At 71.9% G+C, this 21,470-nt stretch carries 20 protein-coding genes and 2 pseudogenes; 12 read left to right on the forward strand and 10 right to left on the reverse strand.

What is annotated here, in order from left to right; translation table 11 throughout:
• Both QC282_RS26080 and QC282_RS26085 read right to left on the reverse strand, forming a co-directional pair.
• Nucleotides 1-1,250, reverse strand: a 1,250-nt coding sequence (locus QC282_RS26080; RefSeq protein ID WP_279552005.1) for a serine/threonine-protein kinase, incomplete at its 3' end; no start/stop codon positions are given.
• A 218-nt stretch (nt 1,251-1,468) separates the two neighbouring features.
• Complete coding sequence (locus QC282_RS26085; protein ID WP_279552006.1) at nt 1,469-2,479, reverse strand: YafY family protein; 1,011 nt, start codon at nt 2,477-2,479, stop codon at nt 1,469-1,471.
• 195 nt (nt 2,480-2,674) lie between these two features.
• On the opposite strand from QC282_RS26085, the gene QC282_RS26090 reads away from it, so the two are divergent.
• Complete coding sequence (locus QC282_RS26090) at nt 2,675-3,412, forward strand: NIPSNAP family protein (protein WP_279552007.1); 738 nt, start codon at nt 2,675-2,677, stop codon at nt 3,410-3,412.
• 247 nt (nt 3,413-3,659) lie between these two features.
• On the opposite strand, the gene QC282_RS26095 is transcribed toward QC282_RS26090, so the two are convergent.
• The 4 genes from QC282_RS26095 to QC282_RS26110 form a co-directional block, all read right to left on the reverse strand.
• A complete protein-coding gene (locus QC282_RS26095) occupies nt 3,660-4,319 on the reverse strand; it encodes a class I SAM-dependent methyltransferase (RefSeq protein ID WP_279552008.1) in 660 nt (219 codons plus the stop codon).
• A 77-nt stretch (nt 4,320-4,396) separates the two neighbouring features.
• Nucleotides 4,397-4,783, reverse strand: a complete 387-nt coding sequence (locus QC282_RS26100; RefSeq protein ID WP_279552009.1) for a VOC family protein — start codon at nt 4,781-4,783, stop codon at nt 4,397-4,399.
• Nucleotides 4,780-5,073, reverse strand: a complete 294-nt coding sequence (locus QC282_RS26105; protein WP_279552010.1) for a metalloregulator ArsR/SmtB family transcription factor — start codon at nt 5,071-5,073, stop codon at nt 4,780-4,782. Before QC282_RS26105 ends, QC282_RS26100 begins: the two co-directional genes overlap by 4 nt.
• A 344-nt stretch (nt 5,074-5,417) precedes the next feature.
• Nucleotides 5,418-6,068 (reverse strand): CatB-related O-acetyltransferase, encoded by a 651-nt coding sequence (locus QC282_RS26110; RefSeq protein WP_279552011.1) that lies wholly within the window; start codon nt 6,066-6,068, stop codon nt 5,418-5,420.
• A 224-nt stretch (nt 6,069-6,292) separates the two neighbouring features.
• Between QC282_RS26110 and QC282_RS26115 the strand changes: the two genes are divergently transcribed.
• From QC282_RS26115 to QC282_RS26125, 3 genes are all read left to right on the forward strand, one after another.
• On the forward strand, nt 6,293-6,439 hold the full coding sequence (locus QC282_RS26115; RefSeq protein ID WP_279552012.1) for a hypothetical protein: 147 nt from the start codon (nt 6,293-6,295) through the stop codon (nt 6,437-6,439).
• Between the two features lie 128 nt (nt 6,440-6,567).
• On the forward strand, nt 6,568-7,383 hold the full coding sequence (locus tag QC282_RS26120) for a phosphotransferase (RefSeq protein WP_279552013.1): 816 nt from the start codon (nt 6,568-6,570) through the stop codon (nt 7,381-7,383).
• A 520-nt stretch (nt 7,384-7,903) separates the two neighbouring features.
• Nucleotides 7,904-8,707 carry a M23 family metallopeptidase gene (locus tag QC282_RS26125; protein WP_279552014.1) on the forward strand — a complete coding sequence of 268 codons (804 nt, stop codon included), beginning with the start codon at nt 7,904-7,906 and terminating at the stop codon, nt 8,705-8,707.
• Between the two features lie 177 nt (nt 8,708-8,884).
• On the opposite strand, the gene QC282_RS26130 is transcribed toward QC282_RS26125, so the two are convergent.
• Nucleotides 8,885-9,487 carry a hypothetical protein gene (locus QC282_RS26130; RefSeq protein ID WP_279552015.1) on the reverse strand — a complete coding sequence of 201 codons (603 nt, stop codon included), beginning with the start codon at nt 9,485-9,487 and terminating at the stop codon, nt 8,885-8,887.
• Between the two features lie 409 nt (nt 9,488-9,896).
• Here QC282_RS26130 and QC282_RS26135 point away from each other — a divergent pair, with 409 nt between their 5' ends.
• Complete coding sequence (locus QC282_RS26135; protein ID WP_279552016.1) at nt 9,897-10,274, forward strand: VOC family protein; 378 nt, start codon at nt 9,897-9,899, stop codon at nt 10,272-10,274.
• 74 nt (nt 10,275-10,348) lie between these two features.
• Here QC282_RS26135 and QC282_RS26140 read toward each other — a convergent pair whose 3' ends face one another.
• Nucleotides 10,349-11,551, reverse strand: a complete 1,203-nt coding sequence (locus QC282_RS26140) for an erythromycin esterase family protein (RefSeq protein ID WP_279552017.1) — start codon at nt 11,549-11,551, stop codon at nt 10,349-10,351.
• 58 nt (nt 11,552-11,609) lie between these two features.
• On the opposite strand from QC282_RS26140, the gene QC282_RS26145 reads away from it, so the two are divergent.
• On the forward strand, nt 11,610-12,401 hold the full coding sequence (locus tag QC282_RS26145) for a TioE family transcriptional regulator (protein ID WP_279552018.1): 792 nt from the start codon (nt 11,610-11,612) through the stop codon (nt 12,399-12,401).
• Between the two features lie 208 nt (nt 12,402-12,609).
• On the opposite strand, the gene QC282_RS26150 is transcribed toward QC282_RS26145, so the two are convergent.
• On the reverse strand, nt 12,610-13,128 hold the full coding sequence (locus QC282_RS26150) for a GNAT family N-acetyltransferase (protein WP_279552019.1): 519 nt from the start codon (nt 13,126-13,128) through the stop codon (nt 12,610-12,612).
• Between the two features lie 259 nt (nt 13,129-13,387).
• On the opposite strand from QC282_RS26150, the gene pgm reads away from it, so the two are divergent.
• Entirely contained in the window at nt 13,388-15,028 is a 1,641-nt protein-coding gene (gene pgm / locus QC282_RS26155) for a phosphoglucomutase (alpha-D-glucose-1,6-bisphosphate-dependent) (RefSeq protein WP_279552020.1), read from the forward strand.
• 132 nt (nt 15,029-15,160) lie between these two features.
• Here the strand turns inward: pgm and QC282_RS26160 are convergent, their stop codons facing one another.
• Nucleotides 15,161-15,583: a DUF350 domain-containing protein gene (locus QC282_RS26160; RefSeq protein WP_279552021.1), complete on the reverse strand. Its 423-nt coding sequence runs from the start codon at nt 15,581-15,583 to the stop codon at nt 15,161-15,163.
• 306 nt (nt 15,584-15,889) lie between these two features.
• On the opposite strand from QC282_RS26160, the pseudogene QC282_RS26165 reads away from it, so the two are divergent.
• From QC282_RS26165 to QC282_RS26185, 5 genes and pseudogenes are all read left to right on the forward strand, one after another.
• Nucleotides 15,890-16,057, forward strand: a pseudogene (locus tag QC282_RS26165) (CAP domain-containing protein); the annotation flags it as partial.
• 248 nt (nt 16,058-16,305) lie between these two features.
• Entirely contained in the window at nt 16,306-18,315 is a 2,010-nt protein-coding gene (locus tag QC282_RS26170; protein ID WP_279552022.1) for a spermidine synthase, read from the forward strand.
• A 167-nt stretch (nt 18,316-18,482) separates the two neighbouring features.
• Nucleotides 18,483-19,355: a trypsin-like serine protease gene (locus QC282_RS26175; protein WP_279552023.1), complete on the forward strand. Its 873-nt coding sequence runs from the start codon at nt 18,483-18,485 to the stop codon at nt 19,353-19,355.
• A gap of 144 nt (nt 19,356-19,499) precedes the next feature.
• Nucleotides 19,500-19,727 (forward strand): annotated as a pseudogene (locus QC282_RS26180) (DUF6629 family protein); the annotation flags it as partial.
• 141 nt (nt 19,728-19,868) lie between these two features.
• On the forward strand, nt 19,869-21,425 hold the full coding sequence (locus QC282_RS26185; RefSeq protein WP_279552024.1) for a GMC family oxidoreductase: 1,557 nt from the start codon (nt 19,869-19,871) through the stop codon (nt 21,423-21,425).
• Nucleotides 21,426-21,470: the final 45 nt, after the last annotated feature.

Raw genomic sequence — 21,470 nt, forward strand, 5'->3', positions numbered from 1 at the left:
TCCTTGCCCCTGCCCTTGCCCTCGCCCCTCTCGCGCTTGCCCTTGCCGTACTCGTCCTCGTCCTCGCGGTCGTCGTCCTCATCGTCCTCGCCTCGTGAGGCCGGCGACGGGACGGCGGACGTGGGCGTGGCGAAGGACGGCCTGGCAGAGGACGGCGTGGCGCTGGGGGATTCGGTCGCCGGGGCTGACGTGACGCTGGTCGGGGTCGGCGACGCCGGTGGTACGGGGCTCTTGTCGCCGGAGTTCAACGACGCGCCGACAGTGGCGGCACCGGCGAACAGGACGACGGCAGCCGTGCCCAGTACCGCCCTGGAGGCCGGCATGACGCGGCCGCGTGCCCTGGACCGGGCGCGGGCCGGGGGAGGGCTCGCCGAGGGGAGCGGCAACGACGCGGTGGCGGACGGGGGCGCGGGTGCGGCTGCGGCACCGACCGGCTCCGCCGGGGAGACCGCCCACCGCCGGGCGTTGAGCCAGTCGGCCACCTCGTCGGCGGTGGGCCGGTGCGCGGGGTCCTTGGACAGCAGACGCAGCACGTAGTCGGACAGCGGCTGGGGTATGCCGGGACGCAGCCGGTCCGGCGGCACCGGCACGGCGTCGACGTGCTGCTGCACCACGGCCAGGGAGGTCGCGCCCTGGAACGGCGCCCGGCCGGTGAGGAGTTGGTACAGCACGCAGCCCAGCGAGTAGACGTCGGCCGCGGGGCGGGCCGACCGGCCCAGGGCGCGTTCGGGCGCGAGGTAGTCGGCCGTTCCGACGATCTTGCCGGTGGCGGTGAGGGTGCGCTCGGCCTCGTCGGCGAAGCGGGCGATCCCGAAGTCCGTGATCTTCGCGGTGCGTTCGACGGTGAGCATGATGTTGGCGGGCTTGATGTCCCGGTGGATCACGCCGTGCTGGTGCGCCGCGGACAGACCGACGGCCACCTGCGCCACCAGGGCGGCCGCTTCCTCCGGAGGCAGCACACCGCGCATCGACCGCTCCTGCGCCAGGCTCCAGCCGTCGATGCACTCCATCACCAGATACAACTGGTCGCCGTCGGAGCCGAAGTCGTACACGCCCACCACGTGCGGATGATTGAGGCGGGCCGCCGTCAGCGCCTCCAGCCGGAACCGCTCGGTGTCCGTCGCCTCCACGGTACGCAGCAGCTTGACCGCGACCCGGCGCCCGAGGATCTGGTCGGTGGCCCGCCACACCTCGCCCATCGAACCGCGTCCCAGCAGTTCGTCCAGTTGGTAGCGATCCGCCAACAGCACTTGCCCGCCCACCCCACATCGTTGCGACACGAAGACACCGCACGGCCCCAAAATCCCATGGTGCGTTGTGATTTGGGGTACGGCAGGCCCAGGTTACCCGGCTCCCGCCGGCACCCGAGGCCCGTCCCCGTCGGAACCGCCGGGCGGGCAGGCGGGCGACGGGACGGGAGCGGCCTGCTCAGGACCCACTGCCTACAGCGCAATCCCCGGCAGGACTGTCACTCCTCGCCGGTCCCTTCCCCGGCCCCGACGCCGGCGCGACCGTAGGTCCTGGCGAGGGCGCCGACGGTGTCGGCCATCGCCCTCCGGAGTTCGGCCGGCGCGACGACCTCGACGTCTGTGCCGAGCCGCAGCAGCTCGCCGCACGCGTGGTCGGTGCTCTCGGTGGGGATGACGGCCTCGACCCATCCGTCGTCCCCGACGGCGGTAGCGGTGGCGGCGACCGCCCGCACCACCTCCGGGGGCATGTTGTCGGGCAGGCGTCGGCGCCCTCGCGGGGACAGGCGGATGGTGGCGGAGCCCGTGAAGCGGCGTGACGCGAAATCGGCGAGGTAGGAAGTCCAGTGGGCCGCCAGGTCGAAGCCCCGTGGCTGCTCGAAGCGCTCCTCGCCGAGCACCGCGTCGAGGACCTGGGCGACCCTGTACGTCCCGACTCCGCTCTCCGAGGCGGCCACTAGGTACCAGGTGCCGGATTTGAGCACCAGGCCGTAGGGGTGGAGGCGGCGCCGCACCTCCTGCGGCGCGCGCCAACGCCGGTACCGCACGTCCACCGCACGCCGGGCGAGCACCGCGTCGACGAACAGGGACAGAAACGGCGTCTCCTCGGGGGCCCGGTACCAGCCGGGGGCGTCCAGGTGGAACACCGCGGCGGTCCGCGCCGCCGCCTCGCGCAGGCCCGTGGGCAGCGCGGCCAGCAGTTTCAGCCGCGCCGCCGTCACCTCCGCCGCGAGGCCCAGGTCGGCGGCGGGGCCGGGCAGTCCGGCGAAGAACAGTGCCCGTGCCTCGCCCTCGCTCATCCCGGTGAGGCGGGTGCGATAGCCGTCGAGCAGCTGATAACCGCCCCCGGGGCCGGGCTCCGCGCGAACCGGCACCCCGGCGGTCTGCAGACGGGTCACGTCGCGGTAGGCGGTCCGCACGGACACGCCGAGTTCGCCGGCGATCGCCCGTGCGGACATGCGGCCACGGGTCTGCAGCAACAGCAGCAGCGACAGCAGGCGTTCGGCGGACATGGCCGCATTCTGCCCGGAAACCCTGACAGCACCTGGCACACGGTTCCTCTAGCGTCAGTGCGGGCCCGGCTCCCCCACAACGAGCCGGCGCCCATTCCGGACCAGAGCACCGACATCTCCGTGCCAGAGCACTGAAACCTCCGTGCCGCAGCACTGAAACCTCCGTATCAGAGCGCCGACAACAGGAGTTCCGCCGTGTCGCCCACCGACCCCGCGCCCAGCCCCGCCGTGATCGAGCTTCGCCAGTACACGCTGCGGTCAGGGCGGCGTGACGAGCTGATCGACCTGTTCGACCGGGAGCTCGTCGAAACCCAGGAGGAGACCGGGATGGTCGTCCTCGGCCAGTTCCGCGACCTCGACGATCCGGACCGCTTCGTCTGGCTGCGCGGATTCCCGGACATGGCCGTACGGCACCGCGCCCTGACGGCGTTCTACGGCGGACCCGTCTGGGCCGAGCACGGGCCCCGGGCCAACGCCACGATGGTCGACTCGGACGACGTCCTGCTGCTGCGGCCGATGTGGGCCGGGAGCGGTTTCACCGTCCGCCCGGCCGAACGGTCCCGGCCCGGCACTCCGGCACCGGACCGCTTCGTGTCCGTCACCGTCTGGTCCTTCCCTCCCGGAGACCCGGACGGCGAGGGACTGATCCGGGACGCTCTCCTCCCCGTGCTCCGCGAGACGGGGCCCGAGCCGCTCGCCGTCCTGACCACCGAAACAGCACCCAACACCTTCGCCAGGCTGCCGGTCCGCACCGGGGAGAACGTGGTCGCGGTCCTCACCTCCTACCCCGACGAAAGCGCGCACCGCGGCCACCTGGCCGCGGTGCGGGCCCACCCGGTGGGGCGGGAGATCCTGTCGAGAGTCGAGAAGGAACAGGCGGCGTCCCCGCAGATCTTGAGGCTGGCACCGACGGGCCGTTCGCTCGTCAATTGACCGCCGCGGCATCGGGCCCGTACGGGACGGGGATCGTGTTCGTCGGATGGTCGCGCTGACTCAGTGACACCAGGGTTTCGGCCAGGAACGTGCGCGCAGGTTCAGGCCCGGCGCGGGGGCCGCTCCGGGTGCGGTGCAGTGTGGGGCGGGAATACCTCCGGCCCCTGCTGCCCGGGCACGGGCCGCCGGTCAGTGCCCGGGCACGGCGTGCCGCCGTCTGCCCGGGGTGCTCGGAACCCCGTCCCGCTCACGACCGCGCGGGCTTTCCGGCGAAGAAGGTGCCGACGGTCCTCTTCGTTCCTTCGCCGGGCTCCTGCACCAGGCGCGCGGTGACGGCGAGCCCGGCCCGGTCCAGCAGCCCGGCGATCCGGTCCGCCGGCAGCAGGTGGGACTCGTAGGACACGGGACGGCCGCCGTACGCCTGCGTCGGACGCAGGTGCTCGTCGTCCCCCACGTGGCCGGCCAGCATGAGATGGCCGCCGGGCGCCAGCGTGCGTCGGAACTCGGCGAACACGACCGGCAGCGACTCCGGCGGTGTGTGGTGGACGGAGTAGTAGGCCAGGATGCCGCCGAGTGCGTCGTCCCCGACCGGCAGCGCGGTCATCGACCCCACCGCGAAGTCCAGGCCCGGGTACGCCTGCCGGGCCAGCTCGATCATCCTCGGGGACAGGTCGATGCCGACCGCGGACACTCCCAGGTCCGCGAGATGCGCCGTGACCTTGCCGGGACCGCACCCCAGATCGGCGACCGGTCCGCGGTCGGCCGCCCGCACGGCCTCGGCGAACGCGGCCAGCATCGAGCGGGACAACGGGTCCAGCTCGGCAGGGGACTTGACGAATTCCGCGTAGGCGGCGGCGACGGTGTCGTACGACTCCCGGACCGCGGCGAGGTAGGAGGGCTCAGTCACGCGGGCGACTCTAGGGGAGCCCTGAGGGGGGAGAGCCCTGAGGGGGAGGGCTGGGGGACGCTCCGAGGGCCGGTGCCCTACTCGCTGTGCACGATCTGGATCAGGTTGCCGCAGGTGTCGTCCAGCACGGCCGTGGTCACCGGGCCCATCTTCAACGGCTCCTGCGTGAACTGCACCCCGAGCGCGCGCAGCCGGTCGAACTCCGCGTGCACGTCGTCCACGGCGAACGAGGTGGCCGGGATGCCGTCCTGGAGCAGCGCCGTCTTGTACGGCTGCACCGCGGGGTGGCCGGAGGGTTCCAGCAGCAGTTCGGTCCCGTCGGGGTCCTCGGGCGAGACCACGGTCAGCCACCGGTCCTCGCCCAACGGGACGTCGTGCTTCTTCACGAAGCCCAGCACGTCGGTGTAGAAGCGCAGGGCCTTCTCCTGGTCGTCGACGAAGACGCTGGACAGATGGATCTTCATGGGGTGCTCTCCGGTCTCTTGGGCCTGAGCCATCTGGTCGCGATGCGCTCAAGGGGTTCGGTGTTCAGGTCGTGGAACTTGTAGCGGCCCTGGCGTCGCGACGTGACCAGGCCCGCGGCTTCCAGTACGGCCAGGTGCTGGCTGATCCCCTGGCGGGACAGCCCCAGGCCGTGCTTCGTCGCCAGCCGGGTGCAGATCTCGAACAGGGTCTGGCCGTCCCGTTCCACCAGCTCGTCAAGGATGCGCCGCCGGGTGGGGTCGGCCAGGGCCTTGAAGACATCTTCCGCCATGCCCACCACCATAGGCAAGTATTGACTTGCCTATCAAGGCCCGCGCTCACGCAGGGGTGCCGCCGCCAGGATCGCCGTCGGCGACGGCGCAGTGACGGTGTCCGCTGCGATGAGTTCCGGCCGGGCCGGGAGTCTGTCCCGGTGACCGCCGCAGAGCGCGCCGTACGACGCCGCCCGGCACGAGACCCCGGAGGACACCATGGCGACCACGCCGGACGAACCGACCACCGCGCTGCCCGGCCGGCCGCCCCGTGCCGCAGTGGTCCCGCCCCGGCGCGACCCCCGTGGACACCCTCGGCCGGCACGGCCGCCACCACTGACGCGCGTCGGCGACGGTGTCGGCGTCAGGTGCGCCGAGTGTCCGGAGCGACGGCTTCCAGCTCCGCGACGCTGCCCGACATGATCGTCCGCACGTGCTCGGTGATGTGCCGCAGCGGCCAGTCCCACCAGGCGAGGGCCAGCAGCCGGGACACGTCCTCGTCGCTGTAGCGGGTGCGCAGGAGGCGGGCCGGGTTGCCACCGACGATCCCGTAGTCGGGCACGTCCGAGGTGACCACGGAGCCGGAACCGACGATCGCGCCGTGCCCGATCCGCACGCCCGGCATCACCGTCACGCCGTAACCGAGCCACACGTCGTTGCCGACGACCGTGTCCCCGCGGTTCGGCAGGCCGGTGAGCAGGTCGAAGTGTTCGGACCAGGAGCCGCCCATGGTGGGAAAGGGGAAGGTCGACGGGCCGTCCATGCGGTGGTTGGCGCCGTTCATCAGGAAGCGCACGCCCGTGCCCAGCGCACAGAACCGGCCGATGACCAGCTTCTCCGGCCCGTAGTGGTAGAGCACGTTGCGTGTCTCGAACGCGGTCGGGTCGTCGGGGTCGTCGTAGTACGAGAACTCCCCGACCTCGATGAGCGGGGACCGCACCAGTGGCCTGAGCAGCACCACGCGGGGCTGGTCGGGCATCGGACGGAGCACGGTCGGGTCGGCAGGCACAGGCATGGCGGGCGATTCCTCGTGGATCGGTGTCGTGTCCGCTCATGATCACCGCACGGCGCGGGCGGGGGACACCGATTTGGCGGCGGGGACGCGTGGTGGCCACGGCGCGGGTTGGGCCGAACGGGCGGGGAAGCCGTCCACCTGCCGGGATGGACCCGCGGACACAGGGTAAGGGGGTGACATGAGAACCGGGCACCGAACCCGGTACGACCCGTGGAAGGAGTGTCATGCCTGGTTTGATCCAACGAATCAAGCAGTTCGCGCGGAGTCCGCAGGGGCGGCGCACCATCGGCGAGGCGCGGCGTGCCGCGTCCGACCCCCGCCGCCGCGCCCAGGCCCAGCGGCTCCTCTCCCGTCTGCGCTCCCGCCGGTGACGTTCGCCTCCGGCCCGGCCGGGTCCCCGGGGCGCGGTTGCTGAGCCTCGGGGGTTGCCGAAGCGGCACGGTTCCGGCACGCCCGCCCCGGAACCGGGCCGTGACCGTGCGGCGGCAACGTGGTCGGCATGACGGCTGAGGGCGACGCCGAGGACGGCGAGGCGCTGGCCGGCGGCCTGCTGAACGCCGGGGCGGTCTTCCGCCGGGGCGCGCTGGTGGACCGCCCGGCGCCGCGCAACGCGCACGCCCTCCATGCCCACCTGCGCGCGCTGAGAGAGCGCGGCTTCGACGCGGCGCCCAGCCCTGTCCGCCTCACCGCCGACGGTCGTGAACAGCTGACCTTCATCCCCGGTGACGTGGCCCTGCCGCCGTTCCCGGACTGGGTGATGACGGACACCGCCCTCGCCTCCGTGGGCGGACTGCTGCGCCGTCTGCATGACGCCGGCGGCGCCGTCCCGGCCGGCTCCGGTGTCCCCTGGCCCCGGGACCTGGCCGATCCGGAGGGCGGCACGACGCTGTGCCACAACGACGTGTGTCCGGACAACGTCGTCTTCCGCGACGGCCGGGCCGCCGCCCTGATCGACTTCGACATGGCCGCCCCGGGCCGCCCCCTCTGGGACGTCGCCATGGCCGCCCGCTACTGGGTACCCATGCTCGACCCCGCTTCCGCGGCCGGCCTCTACCCCGCCGGACTGGACGCCCCCGCACGACTGCGGACTCTCGCCGACGGCTATGGTCTCTCGCCGCCCGAACGCGCCGAGTTGCCCGCGGTCGTGGAGCAGGCCACGGAAGTCTGCCGGGCGTTCGTGGCCGACCGTGTGGCCGGCGGTGACCCGGGTTACGTCCGGGCGCTGGCCGAGCGCGGAGGCTGGGAACGCTGGGACCGCGTGCAGGCCTGGCTCACGGCCCACCGGGAGACCTTCGCCGACGCCCTGCGGGACTGACCGGCCCGGGCCGCGGAACGGGCCCCGTGACCGGGAGCCGACGCCCGCCTCCGGCACCGACGAGAACCACGGAGCGGCACCCCAGTCCTCCTCACCCCCCCTGTTCCGCGGGCGACTTGGCCAGTATCGTCTGTCATGAACACGCTCGGATTCTGTCTCGCCCGCGGATGACCAGTGAAGTGGAGTGGAGTGGTGCATGCGGCTTGTCGAGGTGCCGTGCGGCAACCACGCCGACGACCCGGACACGCTCCCGTGAGGCAGGATCGCGGCGCCCGCCGCTCGCGAGGCGAGCCCGGTCCGTCGCAGCGGCACCGCCGGGGCGGGAGGGCGCGCTCGCGGTCGGCCTGACCGTCGACCGGAAGTGCCTGTCCGGGTGCGCGACGCGGGCCGCCCCCGTCGAAGCCCTTCCGGTCCGCCCGCGACGGCCCTCTCCGAACCGACCGCGACATCAGCGGCACCCCGTCCCGAACCGGCAACCCCCTCTTGCCCGTCGGCAACCCCCCCGTTCTCAGGAGGTTTGATGCGTCATCTGCGGATAGTCCTGGTGGTCCTGGCCGCACTCCTCGTCGGCCTGCTCACCGCACCCACGGCGCAGGCGGCGCCCAACTTCAAGGCGCCCTATCCCTGCGGGCAGACCTGGACCTACAGCCATCACTCGGCCGAGGTCAGACTCGCGCTGGACTTCGTCCGCTCCGACGGCGGCGCCACGGCCGGCGCCCCCGTGCTGGCCTCCGCCTCGGGCACCGCCTACCGCTACTACGAGGCGGGCGGCGCCGGCAATTACGTCGTCATCGACCACGGTGGCGGCTGGAAGACCTACTACTTCCACCTCGCCTCCTTCGGAATCAGCCACGGACAGGCCGTGGCCCAGGGCCAGTCGATCGGAACCACCGGCTCCACCGGCAACAGCTCGGGCGCCCACATCCACTACGAGCAGCTCTACAACGGCGTGGGCCAGACCATCCGCATCAACGGGGCCTCGCTCGCCCCGTACCCCGGTTCCTACCACCAGAAGTACCTGACCAGCGACAACGGTTGCGCAGGCGGGGGCAAGTACTGGGTCGACACGTTCGCCAACGCGCCGGGCTACTCCTCGCCGACCAGCACCGCTCAGACCGGCACCCTCTACGCCGGCACCAACTACGTGTTCTGCAAGGCGTGGGGCCGTGAAATCCGTGACAGCGCCGGCAACTTCAACCACTGGTGGCTGAAGACCGACCTCGACGTGGGCCCGGCCAACCAGTACGTCTCGGCCTACTACCTGTCCCGCTGGGGCAATGACGAGGCCCGCGACAACAGCGGCAGGGTGATTCCCGACTGCTGAATTCTCCCGGCGCTTCACGGGAATTCGACGGAGGGCGCCTTCGATTCAGGGAATTGCGCATCCGCGTCGGCGTGCGCTGCCCTCTGAATACCGGTCGCCGGCATCGCCGGATTCGGAGGACAGTGAGTCCGCCGACGCAATGAGGAGGCCGCGCGGTGCATTCCGCGCGGCCTTCGGTCAGTCCAGCGTGATCTTCTGTGCGGGGTTCAGTTTGATGACGGCCTTGATGGCCGCCGTGTCGCCGTTGTTGATCAGGCCCAGGCAGCTGGCGTTGGAGGCCACGAGGTCCCGGCTCGTGCCGTCCGCCACCAGGGTGCCGTCGGTGTTGTCGAAGTAGCCGTGGACCGTGCCCGTGAAGTCGGCCCGGCAGCCGAAGCCGGAGACGTGCGCCTTGACGCCGACGACCTCACCGTTGATCCGGTTCGGGTTGTCGGCGTCGACCCCGGTGACGTTGATCGCGTACGGCAGGCCCGAGGTCGTGATGGTGATGCTCATCCCGGAGGCCTTGCAGCCGGCGAAGGACAGCGAGTTGATCTGCCCGATGCCGGCGCCGGACAGGCCCGAGCCGCTCTTGAGGGAGCCGGTGCCGTCGGCGGAGGTGCAGTAGTAGGTGCCGGAGTCCGTCACCACGCCCGGGCTGTCGGAGTGGGCGGTGAAGTTGCCGCCCGGCGTCACTGTCCAGGTGGCCTGCGCGGCGGCCGAGCTGGGGGCGACGGTGAGGCCGAGGGCGGCGCCGCTGACGGCGGCGGCGGTGAGGACCGTGCGGGTGATGCGGTGCATGGTTCCGGTTCCCTTCTGCGGGGGTGCCGCGCCCGCGGGGAACCGGCCCGATCGGGCGGCAACCGCGGACGTGGCACACGTAACGGAAACGCCGGCCAGGATGGTCGGCCGACCGATCGAGCACTTGCCTGGAATTTAAGGGCGGAAAGTGCGGGTCGCAATACTCCGCTTCGAATGGATTAAGCCAAGTTACCGAAGGTAACAAACCTGTCCGATGATGCGGAAAGATAGGGGTTTTTGGCGGTTGACCTTATTTTGACGGATGCGCCGTTCCCGGCTGGAGCGGGCCGGGTCGTGTGAAGGATCGACGCAGAAAAAGGTAATTCATGGGTGGCCGGAACGTGTCGGCCGCCGGGGCGCCGCCCGTGCGGCAGGCGCCACTTCGCGGACCCGGCCTAGGATCTGGAACATGATCGCTGACCTGCAGTGCGTGGTGCTGGATTGTCCCGACCCGCTGGTGCTCGCCGAGTTCTACCAGTCGCTGCTGGGCGGGACGGTCAACCAGCCCGACCGGCGGTGGGCCGTCGGCGACGACTGGGCGACGCTGCACGCACCGTCCGGTTTCGTGCTCGCGTTCCAGCGGGTGGCGGACTACCGGCCGCCGCGCCGGCCCGACCCCGCCCGGCCCCAGCAGTTCCATCTGGACTTCGGTGTGGCGGACCTGGACCGGGCCCAGGACCTGGTCCTGGCCGAGGGCGCGTCGCTGCTCGACGACGGCTCCGGCGAACGGAGTTGGCGCGTCTACGCCGACCCGGCCGGGCACCCGTTCTGCCTTGTCCGCCACTGAGGGACCGCGGACGCGGGCAGGGGAGCGGGCGGGCCCGCGCCTTGACGGACACGCCGTACCACTGACTCTCTGTGCTAGCCCTGCGACAGGTCCTTCACGAACACGAGCCCGTCGGTTGCGGACAGGTGGGCCGGGTCGAGTGGGGCGTAACCGAACCAGGGGGACACACGGGGGACGGGCCGTATGCCGCCGAGGGCGCCGGCCAGGCGGTGGGCGTCGATGACGTGGTGGTCCTCCGGGAGCGCGTAGAGGAGTCCTTCGACGGTGTCCGGCGGCGGGGTGCCCACGCCCTGGTGCCGGATCGTGCCGACGGCCGTGAACAGGACGGCGTAGTCCTCGCCCAGGTGGGCGTTCACGATGGCGCCGGCGCTCCACCACTCCAGCTGCTGCCCGCCCATCCGCATCGTGCTCTTGTTCCGCTGGAGATGGGCGTTGTGGGCGTGGACCAGTGCCGGGCGCCGTTCGGCGACGGCGAGGAGGTTGTCGGCCATCATCTGGTCCCGCACCCCCACCAGCCGCGTCAGTCGGCCCGGTGAGGTGTCGGCCATCCAGAAGTGATACCGCAGCAGGCCCCTCGCCGTACGCCCGTACAGGCGCGCCCGGTCCAGGTCGTCCCGGGAGGTCGCCGCGAGCAGGTGCGGCGTCTGCTCGGTCAGCAGCGCGGCCAGGTCGTCGGCGAGCAGCCGCAGTTCCCCGGCCTCGGCCGACCGCCCCACGGACCGGGTCGGGTCCGTCATCGCGGCCGGATCGGTCCACTGGCCGTCCGCGCCGAGCAGACGGTCGAGGGTTTCGGCGGTGCAGGGGAGCAGGTCCGGGTTCACGTGGGCCGAGAGGTAGTCGTGGAGTGCGGTGAGGACCTGCCGGGGGCTCGCGGCGCCGGTGATCTCCAGCGGGCCGTCGAAGCCTGCGAAGTGGAGCTGCTCGGCCGTGGGCCGGCCGTCGTTGTACGCGCGCATCCAGCGCACGAGTTCGCGATTGGCGGCGGACGCGCCCCACCCGTGGCTGAACCCGCGCTCCATGACCTCGTCGAGGGTGCCGGTGCCCGAGGTGACGTAGTCGTCCACGACCAGGCCCATGACGCAGTCGCTCTCGATCGCGATCGACCGGTACCCCTCCTGCTCGACCAGTTGCCGGAAAAGCTCGTTCCGCACGTCGAGCAGCGTGTCCTCGCCGTGGGTGGGCTCGCCCAGGGCGAGGAGCCTCGGCCGGGCCGGGAGCAGCCTCATGACGGCGTCGGCATGGGCGGCATGGGCGGCGCTCTTGATGTCTGTAGCCATGCCTTCAACGCTATCGTTGAAGCGACGGTTGAGACTTTTTATGGAACCCGGCAGGAGCATGGGGAGAAACCTTAAAACCGGTGAACGGCTCAGGCCGGTCGACCTGGCGCGCGGGCACGGTCTGTCCACGCAGGCGGTCAGGAACTACGAGGAGGCCGGCATCCTCCCGGCCGCCGCTCGCACACCCCACGGCTACCGCACCTATACGCCGCTGCACGCGCGGGCCCTGCGTGCGTTCCTCGCCCTGGTGCCCGGCCACGGCCACCGGACGGCGACGGCGATCATGCGGGCGGTGAACGAGGGCGCCGTCGAGGAGGCATTCCGCCTCATCGACGAGAGCCACGCCCAGCTCCTCGAGGACCGCCGGACCCTCCGGGCCGTGGAGAGCGCCCTCCGCGACCTGGAGCCCATCAAGGCGTCGCAACACGGCACGGCGTCCGGACCGGGCGCGGTGGCCGAACGGGGCGTGGGGTCCGGACCCGGTACGGTGCCCGGGCCCGGGCCCGGCGCCGTGTTCATCGGCCCGCTGGCAGGAAGGCTGGGCATCCGCCCCGCGACGTTGCGCACATGGGAACGCGTCGGGCTGGTGCGCCCGCGCCGCGACCCACGGACCGGCTATCGCGTCTACGACGAGGCCGACGTGCGGGACGCCCGCCTCACCCACCAACTCAGGCGCGGCGGCTACCTGTTGGAGCAGATCGCCCCGCTGATCACCCAGGTGCGCGCGGCCGGGGGTCTGGAGCCCCTGGAGTCCGCCCTGCGCGACTGGCACGACCGGCTGTCCGCCCGCGCGCGGGCGATGCTCACGGGGGCGGCGGAACTGGAGGCGTACCTCCGCGAACGCGGTTGAGATCTCGGCCGATTGGGCCGCCTGCGCGCCGTACAGGCAGGTCCGGCGGCCTCGGCCCGCATCCGGATCGTCCGCCGGCGCACGGACGCGCCCGGTCCATCCCGATGCTCGCCCGGGAGCGGAGCCTCGGTCCTTCCCGGACACGGCGCGCTGCGGCGGCCGGCTCGGCAGGGGAAGCGGGGCCGGCGCACGGCCGTCCGGGCGGGAGTCACACGGGAAGGCGGTAGATCGTCTGTCGCTCCCCGTACTCGACCAACTCGTCGCCGGGCAGCATGCCGACGGCCTCCAGAAGGCTCCGGGAAGAGACGTTCGCGCTCTGTGTGACGGCCACTATCGACCGCGTGCCCGGCAGGCCCCGGGCCCAGCGGATCACCTCGCCGACGGCCTCGCGCCCCAGGCCGCGCCCCCATGCGTCCGGCAGGAGCGTGTACGAGACCTCCGTCCCGCCCCTGGGGGAACCCGGCTCGACGGTGACCAGCCCGACGACCGCGGACGTCGACCGCCGCTCGACCGCGAACGCTCCGGGCGTGCCCGGCAGACGCCGGCGCCGAATCGCGATCCTGTCCTCGCTCACCGGCCCGCCGAGGTAGCGGCGTACCCGTTCGTCACGCCACAGGCGCTCGATCGCCGGCAGGTCCGCCGTCGTCACCGGACGGAGCAGCAACCTCGTCGTCTCCAGGGCGGCGGGCCACCAGGTCGGCGCCCCCGCAGGCGTGTGGGAAGTCATCCGCGACACCCTTCCACCGGTCCGCCCGTTGCCGCGAGGCGGCGCGCCGCGACGCGGCGAGCGCAGGACCGGCGAGCGCAGGACCGGCGAGCGCAGGACCGGCGAGCGCAGGACCGGCGAGCGCAGGACCGGCGAGCGCAGGACCGGCCGCCTTCCTCGTGCCTTCCTGCGCAGTGGGGGACCGGGGTGCGGGACCGCCCGGCCGGACAGGGGAAGATGAGAGGGCGACCGAGCGGATCCGATGTGGAGGAGTTGTGGCATGCAGCACGAGCGAGCGGGCCGGACGGCCGGGCCCGAGGACCTGATCGACGTCGCCCGCCTGGTGACGGCGTACTACGCGCTGCACCCCGACCCGGCAGAGCCCGGCCAGCGGGTGGCGTTCGGCACGTCGGGCCACCGCGGATCGTCCCTGGCGGTCTCGTTCAACGAGGACCACATCGCCGCCACCAGCCAGGCCATCTGCGAGTACCGCCGGGCGCAGGGCACCGACGGGCCGTTGTTCCTCGGCGCCGACACCCACGCCCTGTCCGAGCCGGCGAGGATTACCGCGCTGGAGGTGTTCGCGGCCAACGACGTGACGACCCTGATCGACACGGCGGACGGCTACACCCCGACCCCCGCGGTCTCCCACGCGATCCTCACCCACAACCGGGGCCGCGCCTCGGGTCTCGCGGACGGCGTGGTGGTCACCCCCTCGCACAACCCGCCCGCCGACGGCGGCTTCAAGTACAACCCGCCCAGCGGCGGCCCGGCGGGTTCGGACGCGACCTCGTGGATCCAGGACCGGGCCAACGAGATCATCGCCGGCGGCCTGAAGGACGTACGGCGCATCCCCTACGCCAGGGCCCTCGCCGCTCCCGGCACCGGACGGTACGACTTCCTCGACGCGTACGTCTGCGACCTGCCGGGCGTGCTGGACCTCGACGCGGTCCGGGCGGCCGGCGTGCGCATCGGCGCCGACCCGCTGGGCGGGGCCTCCGTCGCCTACTGGGGCCGCATCGCCGAGCAGCACCGCCTCGACCTGACCGTGGTCAACCCGCTCACCGATCCCACCTGGCGGTTCATGACGCTGGACTGGGACGGCAAGATGCGCATGGACTGCTCGTCGCCGTACGCGATGGCCTCGCTCATCGAGCAGCGGGACCGCTTCCAGATCGCCACCGGCAACGACGCCGACGCCGACCGGCACGGCATCGTCACCCCGGACGCCGGGCTGATGAACCCGAACCACTACCTCGCCGCGGCCATCTCCTACCTCTACTCCCACCGCACCGAGTGGCCCGCCGACGCGGGGGTCGGCAAGACGCTGGTCTCCTCGGGCATGATCGACCGGGTCGCCGCCGACCTCGGCCGCCGGCTGGTCGAAGTGCCCGTGGGCTTCAAGTGGTTCGTGGACGGACTGGTCGACGGCTCGCTCGGCTTCGGCGGCGAGGAGTCGGCGGGGGCGTCGTTCCTGCGCCGGGACGGATCGGTGTGGACCACCGACAAGGACGGCATCGTCCTGGCCCTGCTCGCTTCCGAGATCACAGCCGTCACCGGCAAGACCCCCTCCGAGCACTACGCCGCGCTCACCGCGCGTTTCGGGTCGCCCGCGTACGCCCGCATCGACGCACCGGCGAGCCGTGAGGAGAAGGCCCGCCTCGCCAGGCTGTCCCCGGCGCAGGTCACCGCCGACACCCTCGCCGGAGAGCCGGTCACCACCGTGCTGACCGAGGCACCGGGCAACGGTGCGGCCATCGGCGGTCTCAAAGTGGCCACCGAGAGCGCCTGGTTCGCGGCCCGCCCGTCGGGCACCGAGGACGTCTACAAGATCTACGCGGAGTCGTTCCGCGGCCCCGACCACCTGCGGCAGGTCCAGGAGGAGGCCAAGGGCGTGGTCCTCGGGGCGCTGGGCGGCTGAGGACGCGCGGCGGCACGCCGCACCGACTGCGGTGCGGCGTGCCGGGGCAGGGTCCGGCCGGCACGGCTCCGGGCGCCGCCCGCGCGACGACGGACGCGCGTGAACGTGCCGGTGCCGGCCGGGGGAGCGGTGTCAGGCGATCGACGCGGAGATGACGGCGGACACGGCGAGGTTGCAGGACGCCGTAACCCAGACCGCGGGGTGGGGCTCCGGCTCGACCAGCGTCGCGCCCAGGCGCCCGGGCGTGATCAGGTCGACCACGAGGAACGCCACGGCCATCATCACGAGCCCCAGCAGCCCGAACGCCGCCGTCGACACCAGTCCCTTGCCGAAGTCCTCGTACGTCGTCCAGATGGACGTGAAGACGATGCCGCCGATGCCGAGCAGCGCGGAGCTGAGCACCAGGGCGGCGTTGCGGTTGCGCTGTTCCCAGATCTGCCGGCCCAGCTTGCCGGGGGTGAGCACGTCGACCAGGACGATGCCGAGGACCAGCAGGACGAGGCCGAGGGCGCCGTAAGTGGTGGCCCGTCCCAGTCCGTTGACGATGTCGCTCATGGGGATGCCCGGCTCCGTAACGTGAGAGATCGTTGAGTGATCGCGGTCAAGGTGACGCAAAATCTAGCGCACCCGTTCAGCCACCTGCTCAAGCACCCGTTCAGTCACCTGTTCAGCCAACCGGTCGGCCGCCCGGCTACGCGCGCCCGGGCGCCGGGGATTGGCCGCCCTGTCCGGCCTCAACGGGTCTCCGCAGCATCACGGGCACGACACGCACGACCGCAGGGCTGCTCCGCGGCGAGCATGAAGACGTTCGCCAGCGTGTACGCCGCGCCGTCCTTGTAGGTCGGCGTCGAGCCGTTGCGCTCGGTGTCCCGTGGGCAGCAGACCCCCGAGCGGGTGATGCGGGCGTGGATGGACAGCCCCGGACACCGCGCCAACATTCTCAACTGCGCGTTCGAGGAGATGGGCGTCGGCATCCACGAGGGCGCCGGCCCCCCGTGGTGGACCCAGGTCTTCGCCGCCTCCGGCTGACGGGCGCCCCGTGGCCGGTCCCGCCAGGGTCACTGGAACGGCTCCGCCGGAGGACGCCAGGTCCCACGTGTGAGCCACGGGTCCGGCCCGGCACGGCGGGCACCGGCAGGTGTCCGCACCGACGTCCCGGGACCTCCTCTTACCGCTGTCCGAGGCGCGGCACCGGCAAGGCACCTCGACTCGCCGCGTCGAAGGTGGCACCGTACGGGCGCATGAAGAGGGCTGAAATCGGGCAAAGCGTACGAACGGTGCGTTGGCGGCTCACGCTGGCCAGCACCACCATGCTCTTCGTCGAGCTGGCGCTGATCAGATGGGCGGGCGCCAACGTCGTACACCTCAGCTACTTCTCGAACTTCATCCTGCTGGGATCGTTCCTCGGCATCGGCATCGGGTTCCTGATCCCCGCCGCGCGCGGACAGTGGCTGAAGCGCTGGACACCGCTGCCGCTGGCGCTCCTCGTCGTCTTCGTGCGCGAGTTCCCGGTGCAGGTGCGTCAGAGCAGCGACCAGGTCGTCTACTTCACCGCCGTGGAGACCACCGGCCTGCCCGAGTGGGTGACGCTGCCCGCCATCTTCCTGCTGACGGCGCTGATCATGGCCGGGATCGGCAAGATCACCGCCGATCTCTTCCGCCAGCTCCCCTCGCTGGAAGCCTACCGCTACGACCTGCTCGGCAGCATCGCCGGCTCGGTGTCCTTCGCCGTGTTCTCCTGGCTCCGCGCACCGTCGGTCGTGTGGGGCGTACTCGCCGCCGTCGCCTTCCTGGTCCTCGGCGGACGGCGCGACGCCCTGCGGTACGGCATCCCGCTCACGGCGATGGTCGCCGCGCTGTTCCTGGAAACCACGACGACCGGCATCTCCTGGTCGCCCTACTACAAGATCCAGCTCAAACCCTCGCCGACCGCGAACCGGACCTACCACATCTCCGCGAACGGAGTCCCGCACCAGAGCACCGCCCCGCTCCCCGTGCTGATGCGGGAGAACTCGCCCTACCGCAAGGCCTACGAGCAGACGCCCGACAACCCGCACAAGCGCGTGCTGGTCATCGGCGCCGGCAACGGCAACGACGTCGCGGTCGCGCTGGCGCACGGCGCGGAACGCGTGGACGCCGTCGAGATCGACCCCCGGCTCCAGCAGATCGGCGCGGACCTGCACCCCGCGAGGCCGTACGACGACCCCAGGGTGCACGTCCACATCGACGACGGCCGCGCCTTCCTGGAGCGGACGGACAGGAAGTACGACCTCGTCGTCCTGGCGCTGCCGGACTCCCTGACCCTGGTGTCCGGCGCGAGCAACCTCCGCCTGGAGAGCTACCTGTTCACCCGGGAGGCCTTCGAGGCCGCGCGCGACCACCTGGCACCGGACGGCGCCTTCGCCATGTACAACTACTACCGCAAGAGCTGGCTCGTCGACCGGTTCGCCGGCACCCTCGACGAGGTCTACGGCCACGCCCCCTGCATGACGACGTTCAACAGGAACGCGGCCGTGCTGGTGGCCGGCATGAAACCCGCCGACCAGTCGTGCGAGCGGACCTGGCAGCCCAGCGGTCCGATCCCGGCCGCCGCGAGCGACGACCACCCCTTCCCCTACCTGCTCCACCGGAACATCCCCACGCTCTACCTGGGCGCGCTGGGCGCGATCCTGCTGGTGACGCTCCTGTCGGTGCGCCTGACGGGGGTCCGGATCCGGAGCACGTTCCGCTACGCCGACATGTTCCTGCTGGGCGCCGCGTTCATGCTGCTCGAAACGAAGAACGTCATCGGCTTCGCGCTGTACTTCGGTACGACATGGCTCGTCAACGCCCTCGTGTTCTTCGGCGTACTGGTCGCCGTCCTCGCGGCGGTCGAGGTCCGGCGCAGGCTCCGGCGGGTCAACCAGACGCTGCTGCAGATCCTGCTGTTCACCACCCTGGCGGTGGCCTGGCTCGTCCCGGCGCAGGCGGTGCTCTCGCTGCCGTTCGCCGGACGGCTCGCCGCCGCCATCGCCCTGGCCTTCGCGCCCATCTTCTGCGCCAACCTCATCTTCTCGGACCGTCTCGCGCGCGCCGCCGACCCGACGTCCGCGTTCGGAGCGAACCTGCTGGGCGCGCTGACCGGGGGAGCGCTGGAGTACCTGGCCCTGGTGACGGGTTATCAGGCGCTGCTGCTGGTCGTCGCCGCGCTGTACCTGGGGGCGTGCGTCGCCATGCGCTTCGCCGGGCGCGGGCCCGGGACGCCGGCGACAGCGGTGGGCGACGAGCCGGCGAGCGTCAGCACGTAGCCCCGGCCGACCCCCGCAGAACCCGGTCGGCGGCAACACCGTGACCGCGGCTCACCGATTCCCGGCGAGCCGCGGTCACGGTCTTGTCGCGGCGGACGACACGGGTTTCAATGCACCTCACCTCCCACAGGAGAACGCCGGTCCCACACCCAGCAAAGGGGTTCTTCTTGACCGCCATACGCGCCACCGCCGTCACCGCAGCGGCCTGCGCCACCGTGCTCGCCGTCGCCCTTCCCTCGTCGGCGATCAACTCGTACAACGCGACACCCGCCCCGGAGCGCACCGAGGTCGGTGCGCTGGTCGCCACCTGGGACAACGACGACGATCCGGCGACCCCGGACCGGGTCGACTGGGTGTGCTCCGGCACGATGGTCGACGCGAACACGTTCCTGACCGCGGCCCACTGCACCACGGACTGGCCGGACAACGTCCGGTTCTACGTGTCGCTCGACCAGGACGTGCAGGCCGCACTCGACGCTGCCGCGAAGAAGTACCCCGGCGACCCCGCCGCGCAGGCGAGCGCCGTCGCCGTACAGGGCCAGGCCCACAACCACCCCGGCTACCCCGGGCCCGCCTCCGACACCCGCGACATCTCCGTCGTCGAACTGCCCGCCACGAAGATGAAGGCACGCTGGTCCTTCACCCCCGCCACCCTGCCGACCGCGAACCAACTGGGCGCCCTCGGACCGCAGAAGCTGAACTCCACCGACTGGACCGTCGCCGGATACGGCACCCAGGAAGCGGTGAACGGACCAGGCGGACAGACCCATCCCGGCGGCGGCGTCCGCATGAAGGCACCCGTGACCTTCGACGCCCTCAACGACGCCTGGGTACGCCTGGCGATGACCGCGCCCCAGGGCAACGGCGGCGCCTGCTACGGCGACTCCGGCGGCCCCAACTTCGCCGTCATCGGGGGCAGGAGCATCCTCGCGGCCACCACCATCACCGGCGACAGCCCCTGCTACGCCACCAATGTCACCTACCGGCTGGACACGCCCGGAGCGCGGGCCTTCCTGTCACCGTTCGTGAAACTGCCGTAGCCGGACCGGCGTTCGTCCTCACCCGTGCGACGGCCGTCCGCGGGTGAGGACGACCGACCGCACCGCCTCCCGCGGGGAGGTCTCCGCCCGAGGTGGCGTGGCCGCCGTCGTGCCGCCCGGGGTGCGGCGCACGAGCGACGTACCGTGGTCGTCGGCTACCTCCTGGCCACGGTCGGCTCGCTGCTGCTGTCCGGCGACCGCGGGCTGCTGCGCCTGGGGATCGTGCTCGGTGCCGGGGCACTGGTCTGCTGGTGGCTGTGGCGGCTGGAGTCCGTCTCCACCTGGTGCGCCGTCGCGGCCGTGTGCTCGGTCGCCCTGTTCGGCTGGGTCCGCGGGCGCCGGGAACCGGAACACGCGCTCCCGGGCGGATGACGTCAGGTGGCCCCGCCGGCACCACCTGTCCGCGAACGCGCCGACGGCGAGCCCACATTGGCCGATTGCACGGTGTGAATCCCCGGTGCCTGCCGGTTGGCTGAAGGGGTCGGGCAACCGTGTCGGGGCGAAGGGGGACAGGTGTACGACTACATCGTCGTGGGCGCCGGATCAGCCGGGTGCGTGCTGGCGGCCAGGCTCACCGAGGACGAGAACACACGCGTACTGCTCATCGAGGCAGGCCCCGCGGACGACGCCGCCGAGATCCACGTTCCGGCGGCGTTCAGCAAACTCTTCCAGACGAAGTACGACTGGAGTTACCTCACCGAGTGCGAACCGGGACTGGACGGCCGCCGCCGCTACCTGCCCCGGGGCCGGATGCTCGGCGGTTCCTCCTCGATGAACGCGATGATCTACATACGCGGCAACCGCCGCGACTACGACGCCTGGGCGGCCGGCGGCGCCGACGGATGGGCCTGGCAGGACGTCCTGCCGTACTTCCTGCGCGCCGAGGACTTCACGGGCCCCGCGTCACCGTGGCACGCGACCGGCGGACCGCTCACGGTCGGTGAAGGCCGCTCCCGCCATCCGCTGACGGACGCCTTCCTGACGGCGGCACAGGAAGCCGGCCACGTCCGCACAGACGATTTCAACGGCCTCGAGCAGGACGGCGTCGGCCACTACCACCTCACCCAGCGCGACGGCCTGCGCTGCAGCACGGCCGACGCGTATCTGCGGCCGGCCCTCTCCCGGCCGAACCTCGAAGTGCTGACCGGCGTCGAGTGCACCCGCGTCCTGCTCGACGGCGACCGTGCGACCGGCGTCGAGGTGGACCGGAACGGCGAACTGCTGTCCCTGCGCGCCGAACGGGAGGTCGTGGTGTCGGCCGGCGCGTACAACTCCCCGCAGCTGCTCATGCTCTCCGGCATCGGCCCGGCCGGCGAGCTGGCGGCCCGCGGCATCGCGCCCCGCGTCGACCTGCCCGTCGGGGAGAACCTGCAGGACCATCCGCACGTCGGCCTGTGCTTCCTCACCGACACCGAGTCGCTGTTCACGGCCGAAACGCCGGACAACCTCCGCCTGCTGGAGACCGAAGGACGGGGCCCCCTCACCTCGAACGTCGGCGAGGCCGGCGGGTTCCTCCGCACCCGTGAGGGACTGGACGCCCCCGACATCCAGGTGCACGCCACGCCGGTGATGTTCCACGAGGAGGGCATCAGCCCCGTCACCGACCACGCCTTCATGTTCGGTGCGGCCCTGCTCGCGCCCACGAGCCGCGGCAAGGTGTCCCTGCGTTCGACGCTCCCCGGTGCCAAGCCGCACATCCTGCACAACTACCTGGTCAGCGAGGAGGATCGCGCGACGATGGTCCGGGCGCTGCGGATGATGCTCGACATCGCCGACCGGCCGGGGCTCGCCAAGCACCGCCGGGCCGACTTCCGCGTCCCGCGCTCCACCGACGACACCGCCCTGCTCGACTTCGCCCGGCGCGAGTTGCAGACCCTGTACCACCCGGCGGGCACCTGCTCCATCGGGCCAGTGGTGGACTCCCGGCTCCGTGTCCACGGCGTGAGCGGGCTGCGCGTGGTGGACGCCTCCGTGATGCCCACCGTGGTGCGGGGCAACACCAACGCCCCCACGATCATGATCGCGGAGAAGGCCGCCGACCTGATCCGAGGACTTCCGGCGCCGGTCTGACGGGAGGGCCGCTGCCCGGCAGCGCCGCTACGCGCCCGGCGGCAC

The organism is Streptomyces sp. DH24 (genome assembly GCF_029813775.1).
Lineage (GTDB): Bacteria > Actinomycetota > Actinomycetes > Streptomycetales > Streptomycetaceae > Streptomyces.